The 14,796-nt window shown below is 46.4% G+C and carries 12 protein-coding genes; 3 read left to right on the forward strand and 9 right to left on the reverse strand.

The features are described from left to right. The first annotated feature begins 68 nt into the window (after nt 1-68). A complete protein-coding gene (locus tag BS19_RS01095; RefSeq protein ID WP_038172794.1) occupies nt 69-1,604 on the forward strand; it encodes a M28 family metallopeptidase in 1,536 nt (511 codons plus the stop codon). 187 nt (nt 1,605-1,791) lie between these two features. Here the strand turns inward: BS19_RS01095 and BS19_RS01100 are convergent, their stop codons facing one another. From BS19_RS01100 to BS19_RS01140, 9 genes are all read right to left on the reverse strand, one after another. Then, complete coding sequence (locus tag BS19_RS01100) at nt 1,792-2,196, reverse strand: VF530 family protein (RefSeq protein ID WP_038172796.1); 405 nt, start codon at nt 2,194-2,196, stop codon at nt 1,792-1,794. A 306-nt stretch (nt 2,197-2,502) separates the two neighbouring features. After that, the gene (gene gabT, locus BS19_RS01105) at nt 2,503-3,786 is read right to left on the reverse strand and encodes a 4-aminobutyrate--2-oxoglutarate transaminase (RefSeq protein ID WP_038172798.1); all 1,284 of its coding nucleotides are present in this window, start codon (nt 3,784-3,786) and stop codon (nt 2,503-2,505) included. Between the two features lie 19 nt (nt 3,787-3,805). After that, nucleotides 3,806-5,233, reverse strand: a complete 1,428-nt coding sequence (locus BS19_RS01110) for an NAD-dependent succinate-semialdehyde dehydrogenase (protein ID WP_038172800.1) — start codon at nt 5,231-5,233, stop codon at nt 3,806-3,808. Between the two features lie 54 nt (nt 5,234-5,287). Next, nucleotides 5,288-6,370, reverse strand: a complete 1,083-nt coding sequence (aguA, locus tag BS19_RS01115; RefSeq protein WP_038172802.1) for an agmatine deiminase — start codon at nt 6,368-6,370, stop codon at nt 5,288-5,290. A gap of 12 nt (nt 6,371-6,382) precedes the next feature. After that, complete coding sequence (gene aguB / locus BS19_RS01120) at nt 6,383-7,249, reverse strand: N-carbamoylputrescine amidase (RefSeq protein ID WP_038172804.1); 867 nt, start codon at nt 7,247-7,249, stop codon at nt 6,383-6,385. 17 nt (nt 7,250-7,266) lie between these two features. Further along, nucleotides 7,267-8,544, reverse strand: coding sequence for an NAD(P)/FAD-dependent oxidoreductase (locus BS19_RS01125; RefSeq protein ID WP_038172806.1), 1,278 nt, complete (start codon nt 8,542-8,544; stop codon nt 7,267-7,269). Nucleotides 8,545-8,581: 37 nt separating this feature from the next. Continuing rightward, entirely contained in the window at nt 8,582-10,066 is a 1,485-nt protein-coding gene (locus BS19_RS01130) for an aldehyde dehydrogenase (protein WP_038172807.1), read from the reverse strand. A 35-nt stretch (nt 10,067-10,101) separates the two neighbouring features. Next, entirely contained in the window at nt 10,102-10,659 is a 558-nt protein-coding gene (puuR, locus tag BS19_RS01135) for an HTH-type transcriptional regulator PuuR (RefSeq protein ID WP_038172809.1), read from the reverse strand. A 17-nt stretch (nt 10,660-10,676) separates the two neighbouring features. Beyond that, nucleotides 10,677-11,423, reverse strand: coding sequence for a gamma-glutamyl-gamma-aminobutyrate hydrolase family protein (locus tag BS19_RS01140; RefSeq protein WP_038172811.1), 747 nt, complete (start codon nt 11,421-11,423; stop codon nt 10,677-10,679). 339 nt (nt 11,424-11,762) lie between these two features. Here BS19_RS01140 and BS19_RS01145 point away from each other — a divergent pair, with 339 nt between their 5' ends. Together BS19_RS01145 and BS19_RS01150 are read left to right on the forward strand one after the other, a co-directional pair. After that, nucleotides 11,763-13,106, forward strand: coding sequence for a glutamine synthetase family protein (locus BS19_RS01145; protein WP_038172813.1), 1,344 nt, complete (start codon nt 11,763-11,765; stop codon nt 13,104-13,106). An 18-nt stretch (nt 13,107-13,124) separates the two neighbouring features. Then, the gene (locus tag BS19_RS01150) at nt 13,125-14,600 is read left to right on the forward strand and encodes a Na+/H+ antiporter NhaC family protein (protein WP_038172815.1); all 1,476 of its coding nucleotides are present in this window, start codon (nt 13,125-13,127) and stop codon (nt 14,598-14,600) included. The last annotated feature ends 196 nt before the right edge of the window (nt 14,601-14,796 follow it).

Below are 14,796 nucleotides of genomic sequence, written 5' to 3' on the forward strand. Positions count from 1 at the left end.
TTTAGTCGAGGGCTCCACTAGGAGCCCTTCTTTGTCAATTATCGACATCACTCTCGTAAGGATTAACAATGTCTATCAAAAAATCATTTTTGGCTTTGGCTCTACTAAGTAGTGCCTCCGTTTATGCTTTACAAGACATCGCTCCATTAACCCAAGGAGAAGTCTGGATCACCACCGATGCCGACGCTCAACATCTTATTACCCAACACGGAGCGACTGTCTACCCTAGTTTTTCAGGCGGTGTTAGTTCTGTTGTAGCAAAAATTAATCAACAGCAACTCGCCGCCCTATCAAGCCACATGCATCAAGAAAAACATCGTTGCGGCGGCTACATGGTGCATCCAGACAAAACCAGTGCATTAAAGGCATCATTGATGCCTTTAACATTGAGCACGTTTGAAAAACCTATTGTTAACCACAAAGAAACCGTTGATGATCTGATTGCCCAAGTTGAGCCCAACAATATAGTCTCGACAATCGAAGATCTTACCCGCTTCACCAATCGTTTTTACACAACCTCTTCGGGTGTGGCGGCATCAGACTGGCTACTCGCACGCTGGCAAACCGAGATTGAAAACGTTCCTTATGCGACAGCTCAACAAATTTCGCATACAGACTACCCACAAAAATCCGTTGAAGTGACATTATGGGGCGCCAAATACCCAGATGAAATTGTGGTTGTCGGTGGGCATTTAGACTCAACCGTCGGTTCATGGACATCAGAGGGTACCCTTTCTCCCGGCGCAGACGATGATGCCTCCGGCATCGCAACGGTGACCGAGTCTTTGCGCCTGATGATTGCGAGCGGAATTCAGCCAGACAGAACCATCAAATTCTATGGCTACGCTGCGGAAGAGGTTGGCCTGAGAGGCTCTCAAGACATTGCACAACAACTCAAAGCTGACAATGCCAATGTCATTTCCGTATTGCAGTTAGATATGACTAACTATAATGGCTCGGCGCATGACATTACCTTTATCACTGATTACACCGACAGTAATTTAAATGTGTTCTTAGCCGAGTTAATTGATACCTATGCTAGTGACATCACATACGATTTCGACCGTTGTGGCTACGCCTGTTCAGACCACGCTTCTTGGCACAATGAGGGATACCCTGCGGCGATGTCATTTGAAAGTATGTTTAATGACTACAACCCCAATATCCACACCCAGCATGACACACTAGAAAACTCCGACCCCTCTGCAACACATGCCACTAAGTTTGCCAAATTGGCCATCGCTTATTTGATAGAAACCAGCTTAGACTCTACCACGTCTGGTACCACCGAACTGCGTGAAGGCGTGCCCGTCGAACAACTCAATTCTGGTTACGCTGACGAGCAATTTTTCATTTTCAATACAACAACAACCGGACAAGTCACGATTACAATCACAGGTCCGCGCTCTGGTGATGCAGATCTATACGTCAAATACAACGGTGAGGTCAGTAAAACAGACTTTGACTGTAGGCCATATCAAAATGGCAGTAATGAGCAATGTGTCTTCGACAAGCCTGCGGGGGAGTTTAATATTATGCTACGTGGCTACCGAAATTTTGAGGACGTTAAGCTTGTGGCGACATTCACAAGTGACATCAATTAGTCGACCACAGCCCTGCAAACGGTTGTAAATATGGTGCGTTTTAGTCAACGAAATGACACAGACTTAAACGTCAAATAACCTTCTATTGTGCGGCGTTGTTGGCGCAGAGATAAAAAATGGCCTAGTAAAAACTAGGCCATTCAAAAAGCTAAACGGGCAAGAGCAGTCAGCGTTCACGGCGTTGTTATTAACGACCACCGCGCGATGAGCGCGCCTTGTGTGCAGACGCTGCTTTTGCCTGTGAATTCAAAATGGAATCCACCGTCAATTTCATCGGTTCTTTCGGTTCCAATCCGTGTGGAAAGGTACGTGCACGTGGCGGTAGATCATACTCTTCAGCAGACGCACGAGGCATACGCTTAAAACGATACAAGTAAAAGTTCTCGACTTTCTCTCTTGCCCACTCGGTTTTCTTTAAATATTTTGCACTGCTCACCACCGAAGGGTTGGTATGAAAACAGTTAAAACGCATTGCCGTATCAAGAATATCCCAACCGTAGAAGTCGACCAGTTCTTGCAGCATCGTTTCTAATTTCAGACCGTGTAGAGGGTTATTCTGCTGTAATTCAATTCTTTCTTCATCAGTCATCATAAGGCGTTCCTAAATATCTAACTTACCGAGGTTGGTTTACCCATGCGCATTAAGGCGCGATTAAAGCAACGCTCAATGTGGGGTAGCGAAAAGAGTGGCCGAGGATTCTAACAGAACTCAATCTCTATCCCTACAATTATCGGTGTTGTAACAATATTCGCCATAGCCTAAGGCGTTAGGCTTTACCTTAAGCTCCCTTACAACTGTCTTGTAAGTAGCGTAAAGAAAGCCCAGCGCCTTTGGTTCGATAACCCTATCAGTAAAATTCAATGACATACCCAAGCTACACGTGGTTCAAAGCCTCTATCAAACGGCGGCGTTACTAACTTGAGTGATGATGTTTTCTAGCTTATCTAACCCTTCGCTTAGTACTTGTGACTCGATAGTCAGCGGCGGTAGTAGACGAATAACGTTGGCTTTTACGCCACAAGACAACAAAATAAGGCCGTTTTCTTGCGCTTTACTGATCACGGCTTTGGTCATATCTTGCATTGGTTGGCCAGATTCTGGGTCGGTAAATTCAATGGCCATCATCGCGCCAATGGTGCGAATTTCACCAATTGCAGGGACAGTTTCTTGTAGCTTGGTCATACGTGCATTTACCACTTCGCCAATGCCCATCGCCTTGGCACACAAATCTTCCTCTTCAATAATTTTCAGTACTTCAAGCCCGGCAACACAGCCTAATGGAGACCCAGCATAAGTGCCGCCTAGACCGCCCGGCAATGCAGAGTCCATCACATTCGCTTTTCCGACCACCGCTGAAATAGGGAAACCACCAGCAATACCTTTTGCCATTGTCATTAGGTCTGGTTCAATACCTAGATATTCGGTGGCAAACATTTTACCAGTACGGGCAAACCCGGTCTGAATTTCATCCGCAATCAACAAGATACCGTGCTTATCACACAGCTGGCGCAAGCCTTGTGCAAACGCTTGTGGTGCTTGGTAGAATCCACCTTCACCTTGCACTGGTTCGAAGATGATTGCCGCAACACGAGACGGTTCAATATCACACGCAAACAGATCATCAATTGCTTGCAAGCTTTGCTCAACGCTGATGCCATGGAACGCATTTGGGTATGGCGCGTGGTAGATCTCGTTCGGGAACGGACCAAAACCTGCTTTGTATGGCGCAACTTTACCAGTGAGACCCATCGTCATGTTCGTACGACCGTGAAAACCACCTTTAAACGCAATCACGCCGCTACGTCCTGTGTGAGCGCGCGCCACTTTCACTGCGTTCTCTACGGCTTCGGCGCCTGTGGTCAGGAATATCGCTTTCTTCTTTGTCTCACCCGGTGCGAGTTCAGTCAGCTTTTCAGCTAACTCTACAAATGAGGCATATGGTGTCACCATCGCACAGGTATGCGAGAAGTTATCCAACTGAGCTTTTACCGCTTCGCTGATACGTTTGTTAGCGTGCCCGGTATTGGTCACCGCAATGCCCGCTGCAAAGTCGATGTATTTATTACCCTCAATATCCCATACGTAAGCATTTTCTGCTTTCTCTACGTATAGTGGATATAGCGCGCCCATGCCTTGTGCAATGACTTGGCTTCTTCTTTGGTGTAGTTGTTGGTTTGTCATTGTGTTGTCCTTAACTTAATTAATTGCCGCCAAAGCAGAGATATTTCACGTTCATGTATTCATCGATACCTTGTTTTGCGCCTTCACGTCCGATGCCAGACTGCTTAACACCACCGAAAGGAGCCACTTCAGTCGAGATCATGCCTTCGTTAATGCCGACCATGCCGTATTCAAGCGCTTCAGCAATTTTCCAAACACGGTGAATGTTTTGACTGTAGAAGTAAGAAGCAAGTCCGTAGATGGTGTCGTTGGCCATTTCGATCAGTTGCTCATCGTTGTCAAAGCGAATCACTGGGGCGACTGGGCCAAAGATTTCTTGCGAAACAATTTTCATGTCATGAGTAACGTCTTTCAACACCACAGGTTGCATGAACAGGCCATCCAGTTCTTTTAGCTCTGATACTGGCTTCGCGCCTTGATCAATCGCCCCTTCGATAAGCGTTTGAATACCTTGCTTAGCAGACTCGCTGATCACAGGACCAATATTCACGCCCTCTTCCAAACCATTGCCAACTTTCAGCTGCTGAACCGCAGCATCGAACTTAACGACAAACTCGTCATACACTTTGCTGTGGACATAGAAACGGTTAGCACACACACACGTTTGGCCAGCATTGCGAAACTTAGAAGCCATTGCACCAGCGACCGCGGCATCGATATCCGCATCATCGAATACAATAAATGGCGCGTTGCCACCTAGCTCCATTGACGTACGTTTGATGTCACCCGCGCTTTGCTGCATCAGCACGCTACCGACCTGCGTTGAACCTGTGAATGAGAGCTTACGAATCAGTGGGTGCGAAGTAAAAATAGCACCAACCTGACGTGAGTTCTCACCCAACACCACTTGCAGCACATCACGTGGAATACCGGCTTGGTAGGCAAGTTCTGCCACAGCAAACGCAGACAGTGGCGTTGATTCAGAGGGTTTAACGATAAAGCTACAGCCTGCGGCCAATGCAGGCCCTGCTTTACGCGTGATCATTGCAATCGGAAAGTTCCAAGGCGTAATGGCACAAGCGACACCAATCGGCTGCTTGATGGTAACTAAGCGCTTATCTGCACTTGGTGCAGGAATGGTTTCGCCGTAAGTACGTTTCGCTTCTTCAGCAAACCATTCGATAAAGCTTGCCCCATAAAGCACTTCACCCTCAGCTTCTGCCAGTGGTTTACCTTGTTCTAAGGTCATCAGTCGACCAAGATCTTGTTTATTTTCTAGCACAAGTTGGTACCAACGATTGAGCATACCAGCACGCGTTTTCGCTGGAAGCGCTGCCCACTCTTTCTGTGCTGTACTAGCGCGTTCAATGCCAGTTAGAATGTCATTTTCGCTAGAGACTGGTGCGTAGCCGAGTAGCTCTCCGGTCGCTGGGTTTGTAACGGCAATGCCCTGTTGTGGATTCGCTACCATAAACGAAACAAGGCGTTGGTTTTGTATCTGTTGCATGGTCATTCCTTTTGATAACTCATCATCGCCACTGCCTGAGCGGCGAGCTTGTGTTTATGCGGGGATCTGCTGCGTAATACAGTGAATGTTCCCTCCGCCGAGCAGAACCTCTCTCGACGGTATCGCGATAATTTGGTGTTCCGGCATCGCATTTTGCAAAATATCAATGGCAAGGGCGTCCGTTTCCTCATCTAACATCGGCACGAACACGTGCTCGTTGACGATAAGAAAATTGGCATAAGAGGCACTAAGACGCTCACCGGCTTGACGACTCATCCCTGAACTCGTGTCGATACCATTGGCTTCTCGCTCGCTGTAATGCAGCGGACCTGGTAATGGTAGACGAACAATTTCAATCTCTCTCCCCATAGCATCTTGATGCAATTTCAGCACTTGTTCTGCTTGGCGAGACAACACGTATTGCGGATCGCTCGGATCATCAGTCCAACTTAGTACCACCTTACCCGGTGCGATCACGTGCATCAGGTTGTCAACATGGCCATCGGTTTCGTCATTGAATAAACCTTTTGGCAACCAAATGACTTTTTCGATACCGAGATACCTTTTTAGCTGCTCTTCAATTTGTGTTTGGCTAAGGTGTGGGTTACGACCCGGGCTTAATAGGCACTCTTCGGTAGTGTAAAGCGTGCCTTCACCATCGGTGTGAATCGATCCACCTTCAAGTACAAACGGAGCGCGGTAATAATCGATCCCGATGATGTCGCACACCGAGCCAGCCACGAGATCGTCGTGCTGCCAGTTGTCATAGAGTCCATTGTACTCGCCACCCCAAGCGTTAAACTGCCAGCTAATTCCACGGCGCTCTCCCGCTTGATTGACGAGAACTGTCGGACCTATATCTCGCATCCACGCATCATTGTATGGGATTTCCACTAAGCGCACGTCCGAGTCAAGCATTTGACGTGCTTGATCAAAGCGATTGGTGCTGACCGCTACGCACACCTTAGTCACTTGTGCAATTAAGTTGGCAATTCTGGCGAAGGTTTCTTGCGCAGGTATTGCCCCATCACGCCAGTTGTCTTTCCTTTCTGGCCACGCTAGCCAGACTTCACTAACCGGCTGAAATTCAGCCGGAAAATAGAAGCCATCTTGTACTGGTGTTGTCGATAACTTCATACTAACGCCCCTTTAAACAGCCAATTTACCAACGCTGGTGTAAAGGTCTGGGCGACGATCGCGGAACAAGCCCCATGCATGACGTGCTTTTTCTGTCGCCGCTAAATCGATTTCGGCGTAAATGATCGTCTCGCTTTCACGAGACGCTTCCGCAATCTTAGCGCCGGTATGGTCGGTAATAAAAGAAGACCCGTAGAATGTGGTTTCGATACCATCATCCACTTCTGTGCCGACTCGATTTGACGCGATGACAGGGACCAGATTTGCCGCCGAGTGACCTTGCATTGTACGTTGCCAATGATCGCGCGAATCCAGCGTGGCATCTTGTGGTTCAGAGCCAATAGCCGTTGGGTAAAAAATCGCTTCAGCACCGTGAAGTGCCAAACAGCGCGCAAGTTCTGGGAACCATTGGTCCCAACAAATACCCGCACCAAACTTACCAAACTTGGTTTGCCACACCTTGAAACCTGTGTCGCCAGGGCTGAAGTAGTACTTCTCGCTGTAACCTGGTCCATCCGGAATGTGTGACTTGCGATAGTTATCTAACACTGTTCCATCGGCATCAATCATCACCAGCGAGTTAAAAAAGGTGTTACCCGCCTTCTCAAAATAGCTAACCGGGATAACGACACCGAGTTCTTTAGCCAATCCACTCATCCGTTTGATAAGAGCGCTATTTGTAGTCTCTTCTGCCAGTTCAAAATATTTCGCTTGTTGTTTTTTGCAAAAATAAGGCGCTGCGAATAACTCTTGAGGAAGAATGACATTTGCACCATTTTGCGCAGCCTCACGAATTGCCTTTTCTGCTTTGGCTAAGTTGTCTTCCAGATCCCAGCTCTTAGTCAGTTGAAGGGCTGCAAATTTAACGACTTTGCTCATTAGATATTCCTTATCTGTTAAATCGCCAGTTTGTCACGTAGGTTGTAGTACGCCGCGCCCATTGCCGTGAACGGAATTTGGAAGTGGCGACCACCCGGGAAGGAGTAATGTTTTAGTGTTGCAAACGCATCAAAACGTTCGGCATGTCCGGTTAAAGCTTCTGCAAGTAGTTTACCCGCTAGGTGTGTGCAAGTAACACCGTGACCGCTGTAACCTTGTAAGTAATATATGTTGTCTGCAAATGCGCCGAACTGAGGCATACGTGAGTAAGTCAGCAAGAAGTTACCTGTCCACGCATAATCAATCTTAATGCCTCTCAACTGAGGGAAAACTTTTTCCAACTTCGGACGAATCAACGCCTCGACATTTTCCGGATCACGTGCACCGTAAACCACGCCGCCGCCGAAGAGCATTCGCTTGTCTGCGGTTAAACGGAAGTAATCTAATAGATAGTTACAATCCTCAACACAGTAGTCACTCGTAAGTACTTGCTTTAGCTGATCGTCTGTCAGCGGCTCAGTCGCAATCACTTGAGTACCACATGGGATGGCTTTATTACTGATGTTTGGTGCGAGGCCACCCAGATAGGCATTACCTGCCAGTACCACATACTTGCTCTTAACACTGCCTTGAGCCGTTTTGACTACAGGGTTTATGCCTTTATCAATCGACACTACCGCAGACTGTTCGAAAATTTGTCCACCGAGTGAGATAAATGCGGCCGCTTCGCCCAATGCCAGTTTAAGCGGATGAATATGGCCGCCGCGCATGTCCAGCAGACCACCGGAATACACTTTAGTCCCGACCGCTTTTTCAACCTCACCTGCATCTAACAAAGTCAGTTGGTCGTTGCCATAACGTTCCCAGTTTTTCTTATGCTCTTCTAGCCCTTTGAGCTGTTTACTATTAAGAGCGGTGAACAAACCACCTTGTTTGTAATCACAGTTGATGTCGTACTTATCGATCAGGCCACGGATGATATCGCCGCCTTCAAAAATCATGTCACACAGTGTTTTGGCTTGGTGTTGGTCGTAACGACTTTCAATCACGTCAACATCGCGGCTGTAACTGTTAACGATCTGACCGCCATTACGCCCCGTGGCACCAAAGCCAACTTTCGCGCTTTCGAGCACCACGACTTTAAACCCTTTTTCCGCTAGGTGTAGCGCAGAAGAAAGACCTGAAAAACCAGCGCCAACCACACACACATCACACTCGATATTGTCTTGCAATTGCGGGTGTTCCGCCATGTTTGGCACAGAGTGCGCGTAGAACGAATCCGTATGCTTGTTCATAGAGCTATTCCTTTGTTTATCATAATCGCCAGCAGGCTTAAGAGTGGATGCGAATCCAAGTGGTTTTTGTTTCAGTAAACTTTTCAATCGCGTGGAGAGATTTGTCTCGACCATTCCCGCTCATTTTGAACCCACCGAATGGGACGGTCATATCCCCTTCGTTGTAGTTATTCACCCAAACTGAACCTGCTTGCAGTAGTTTCGCTACGCGATGAACGCGGTTAATGTTGCTGCTCCAAAGTGCAGCGCCTAGGCCGTATTTTGAATCGTTGGCGATCTCAATCGCATGCGCTTCATCTTTAAATCCAATCACACAAAGAACTGGGCCAAAAATTTCTTCTTGGGCGACACGCATCTTGTTATCAACGTTGTCTAAGATGGTGGGCGAAACAAACGCGCCTTGACCATCAACATCACCGCCGCAACGGACGTTTGCACCTTCAGATTCACCTAATAAGATGTATTCCAGCACGGTGGATTTATGATTTTGGTCGATAAGGGCGCCCATTGATGAACTTGGGTCCATAGGATCTTTTGGTGTGAACGCTTTTGACGCTTCAATCACCTTTTCAATGAATAGATCTTTAATGCTTTCGTGCACAAGCAGGCGAGTTGCCGCGACACACACTTCACCTTGGTTGTAAAAACACCCGGCGGCAGTTTCGGCTGCCGCTCGGTCTAAGTCATCGCAATCTTCAAAGACGATATTTGCGTTCTTACCACCCGCTTCTGCGAAGACACGCTTTAAGTTGCTTTCACCAGAGCGAACCATCAATTGACCCGCAATACGTGTAGAGCCAGTAAACGCAATGCAATCTACGTCTTGGTGTTTAGCGAGCGCGTCACCTGCTTCATGGCCAAAGCCGGTAACGACTTGGAAAACACCCGTTGGCAAACCTGCTTGAGCCGCAAGTTGGCCTAAGAAGATCGCCGTCAGTGACGACTTCTCTGACGGTTTGAGAATCACACTGTTACCAGTCGCTAAAGCAGGACCAAGCTTCCAACACGCAAGCCAAAGTGGAAAGTTCCACGGTACAACCGCTGCAACAACACCAATCGGTTGATGAGAAATAAAGGCGTGTACATCTTTTTCTGTTGGGGCAACTTCGCCATACACTTTATCGATCGATTCTGCGTACCAGCGCAACGTGCTTGCTGCGCCAGGAATATCAGTAGAGAAGCTATGAGAGATAGGTTTTCCAGTATCAAGCGTTTCCAGTAGTGCTAACTCTTCTCGATTTTGGTCAATTAGGTCTGCAAACTGTTTGAGTACTGCTTTGCGATGAGCCGGGCTACTTTCACTCCACTGGCCAGATTGAAATGCCTGACGAGCGTACGATACCGCAAGGTCGACATCTTCAGTTTGACAGCGGGCGATTTCGGTAAATATTTCGTCTGTCGCAGGATTAACGACTGCAATCGTTTGCCCACTTAGTGCAGCACTGTATTCGCCGTTAATGTACGCTCTGTTTTCGATGTTGAGATTGTTTTTTAGCTCAATCCATTGTTCTTGGGTTTTCATACGCTCTCCTTGTGACCACACAAGGCAAGCACCACTTAGAATGTAGTTGGCGTATGCGCACTTATCATTCGACAAGCCTTGTCTGTGTGATTGGTAAATTTGTGTGGCTGCGTCGTATCAATAACGTACGACTCGCCGGCTTTGATGACATGAGACTGTCCGTTGTATTCCAGAGTAATTTCACCCTCTAATACCGTTCCAATCTCTTCGCCTTCGTGTTCAATCCCTGCCGCACCGGTTGTTCCGTGAGGTGCGTACTCTTCAATCAAGAATCCGATAACTTGATCTTTACTACCATTTGTCACCAGTTTCATCGAAACTGATTCACTGCCCATCTCAACGAGCTCGGTTGGTAGCACGACTACTTTCTTTTCATCGCTCAGGGTTTGTTCAAACATGAAAAACTCTGATAGTGATAAAGAAAACACATTGACGATTTTTTGCAGCGAGCTTACAGATGGGCTCACTTTGCCATTTTCAATTGAAGAAATAGCGCTATGAGTGATACCCGCTCGTTCTGCTAATTCCCTTTGTGACAATCCATGTTTTTTTCGTAACTGAACAATATTTTTACCAATTTCTTGATTGTCCATTCATACAGCTCCAGACGTTAACGTGAGGCTGCCATAATAAACTCTTTAAATAATATTTGTGCGAAATGATTGGTTTTTGCTTTCCATTCTGGGTGCCACTGAACACCTACGAAAAATTTTTGCTGTGGCAGGCTAAACGCTTCAATGAGACCATCTGGCGCCTTGGCTTCAACTTGTAATTGTGGCGCCAACTGATCGACGCCTTGGTTGTGCAGCGAATTCACTTCAAAAAAGGCAGTGCTTTCCCAGTGATTCTGTACCAACCATTGCTCAAACAAGCTCTGTTTTTGAACCAGTACAAGATGCGCAGGGGCGTATTTTTGTTCGAAATCTTCAATCGGCAATTCGCGGTGGTCATTGAAACCAGATTCATGAACGACAGGATTAAGCGTGCCGCCAAGTGCAACGTTCATTTCTTGAAAGCCACGACAAATTCCAAGGCAAGGAATGTTTCTGTCAATCGCATGACGAATTAAGGTCAACGACAGCTCGTCACGAGCTTCGTCTTTCTTATTCTCTGTATGAGTCGCGTTGTAACGATGCGGTGCAACGTTTGAATGACTACCTGGGAATAAGAAGCCATCGCACATCTCTAAAATTGCCTCGACCTCATCACTCGACATATCCGGAGCCAGCATAATCGGTAGGCCGTCAAAGTCTTTAATGGCGCGAAGATAAAAGTCATTGACCGCTTGTATTTGATAGCCACCCAACTCTTTAGTGCAGCTAACAACGCCAATGATGGGTTTGCGTATTCCTGTCATGACATTTCCGTGTTCGATTTATTTAACACTTAAACTACAAACCATGTACAAAATTATCAACGCGGATATTTAAAAATGTAACAAAAACGTGACGCCTGCTACTTTTTTGGTCATTAAAAGCGATATTTATGCTCATTATATTGAACAAAACAAAATCGACTGTTACAAAATAGTTAACAGAAAAACACAAAACAAACCCACTAAAACCAAAAAACACAATATAAGCTTTTGTTTAAACTAAATATAAATAAACAAACCACGCCCACACCAATAGCGTGTAAATCTATTGTTAATTTATTTATCTCTAGTTTTAACTCGTCAGGCTAATTGGAGAAGTAAATGGAATCGTATCTACAGGAAGTACAAAATTTTAAACAGAAATGGCCTGATATCGAGTTTATCGACCTTGTCTTTACCGACATCAACGCAACCCCTAGAGGAAAAAGAATCCCCATAAATGCGTTGGATAAGCTCAGTAAGGGTGTTGCGTTACCTCTCTCTACTATTACCCTCGATACTAAAGGCAACGTGGTCGAGTCAGCAGGACTTGGAGAAGACCTAGGGGAGCCAGATAACCTATGCTTTCCCGTCAGTGGCACCTTAATGCCAACTGCAAAAGAGCAAGTAGGCCAAGTGTTATTGAGTATGATGGACGACAGTGGTGAGAAACCAAACCCATTGTTCATTCGTAATATACTCGCCGAAATGCTGCAAACCCTGCACGCGAAAGACCAATATCCATGTGTTGCCCTTGAGCTAGAGTTTTACTTAGTTGATAAAAAGCGTGGCAACAGTGGAGAACCATTAACCGCGATTAATCCAATCAAGAAAACACGCGAAAAAGATACTGAAGTCTATGATTTAGATGGCTTAGATGACTATGAAGATTTCTTAACCTCTCTGAATCGAGTCGCACTAGAACAAGGATTAAACACATCTGGTGCCCTGTCGGAATCGGCACCGGGCCAATTCGAGATCAATTTTAATCATTCACAGGATGTGCTCAGAGCATGTGATGAGATCATCATCGCCAAGCGCTTGATTCGACAAATTGCGCATCAACATGGTTTTGACGCCACATTCATGGCAAAACCGTTTGGCGAACAATCTGGCAATGGCATGCACATTCACCTTAGCTTGGTAGATAAAGAGGGTAACAACCACTTTAGTCAACAAGACGGCCAAGCAAGCCCCCTCTTCTATCAAACTATGGCAGCGATGCTTGAACAAACATCGGATGCCATGGCGTTGATTTGTCCTAACGTCAACTCTTATCGTCGCTTTGTTCCTGGTGCTTACGTTCCGACCAAAGCCGATTGGGGCGAGAACCATCGTGGTGTTGCATTACGTGTGCCTATCAGCGACAGCAAAAATCGTCGTATAGAACACCGTATTGCAGGCGCTGACGTTAACCCTTACATTCTCGCTGCAGTAGTACTTTCCGCAGTATTAGCGAGTGAAAACTATACCAAAGATCAATGTCCACCAACTCTCAGCGATAATGCAATTGACTTGCCACTGCGTATGTCAGAAGCTCTCGAGCGACTGGAGCACAGTGAATTAGCTCAATACATCTCAAGGGACTTTATCGATTTGTATCTAGCTTGCAAGCACAGCGAACTCGCAGAATTTGAGCGAGCGATTACTCCTCTGGAAATCGACTGGATGTTGTACTCAGCATAAACAAAGGAAATGTACTTTATGACTACGCAAACAAAGGCGATGGATGCGCCGCTTAAGATCAACACTAAACACATTATTATCTCTCTTATCTCGGTCGCAACGTTCGTATTTTTTACGACTATCGGGCTGAACCACCAAGAGGGGCAAGCTTATGGCTGGATCGGCCTTCTACCTACTGCGCTGGTGCTCATTTTTGCTCTAACGACACACCGCACGGTAGAAGCACTGTTTAGCGGCGCCATTGCGGGGGTTCTACTTCTCAATCCAACCGAGGCAGTAGAGCAAATCGTTGATATTTCAATGAGCGTAATGATGGACGAAACTATCGCTTGGATCATCCTAGTGTGCGGTTTGATGGGTGGCTTGATTGCCGTGTTGGAGAAAGGCGGCAGTATCTTAAGCTTCTCCGACATGCTGGTGACTAAAGTAAAAAGCCGTAAGCAATCCATGTTGATGACGTTTGCTTTGGGTATTCTGATCTTTATTGATGATTACCTTAACGCCATCGCTATTTCATCTTCAATGAAGAAAGTGACAGACGGCTACCAAATCTCTCGTGAAAAACTCTCTTACTTAGTCGACTCAACGGCTGCGCCTATCTGTATCCTTGTACCAATCTCTACTTGGGCAATTTTCTTTAGCTCATTGCTAGAGTCAAATGGCGTGGCAGAAGCAGGGGAAGGTATCAAAACCTACATTGAAGCGATTCCGTACATGGCCTATGGTTGGGTGACTTTGGTGATTGTACTGTTGGTTGCGATGGAAAAGATTCCAGACTTGGGGGCGATGAAACAGGCTGAACAGCGCGCGAAGAATGGTCAAGTACGTCCAGACGGTGCAACTGATGTCGATTTCAGCGCTGATATATCAACCCACACCAATCCAATGATGGGCCTTATCAACTTCCTATTACCAATGATTGTGCTTGTTGCCGCCAGTTGGTACTTCGGTATCGACCTACTTGCTGGTGTTTTTGTTGCACTGATCTTTACCATCTGCTTCTACGGCGCGCAAAAACTGATTTCAATGAACGATATGTTCGAAGCGGTTTACGATGGCATTAAAGTCATGCTGCTACCTTTGGCAACAGTTATCGGTGGCTTTATGTTGAAATCCGTCAATGACTCATTGGGTGTGACTCAGTACGTGATTGAAACCGTTAGCCCTTACCTATCGGTATCTTACTTCCCTGCAATTATCTTTATGATTACTGGAGCACTGGTATTTGCTACGGCATCTTCTTGGGGAACATTTGCGGTTGCGATGCCAATTGTTTTACCACTAGGCGAACAACTTGGTGTGCCGCTGCATCTAACGATAGCCGCTCTACTATCGGCATCTGCTGCAGGCAGCCACTCTTGCTTCTTTAGTGACTCGACCGTTCTGTCCGCACAAGGTTCTGGTTGTACTTCAATGCAACACGCAACAACCCAGTTCCCTTATGCTCTTATTGGTATTGTGGCGACTGTTATTTTCTTCCTAGCAGTAGCTTAGGCGAAAAACGGTAACGACTAAATAAGTTTAAATGCATAAAGCCACAAGTAACTATTGTGGCTTTATGCACTTCACCTCTACTTGCAATAAACCACTTTTTAGTTCCCTTTTATTCTTATCCCGAGTTCAGGTCAACCAGCAAACTAGGCAGTAATGCTCTACTCCCTTTTCTTCTCTTAATAAAAATCTAGGACGC

Origin of the sequence: Vibrio pacinii DSM 19139 (genome assembly GCF_000711795.1) — a bacterium.
Taxonomy (GTDB): Bacteria; Pseudomonadota; Gammaproteobacteria; order Enterobacterales; family Vibrionaceae; genus Vibrio; species Vibrio pacinii.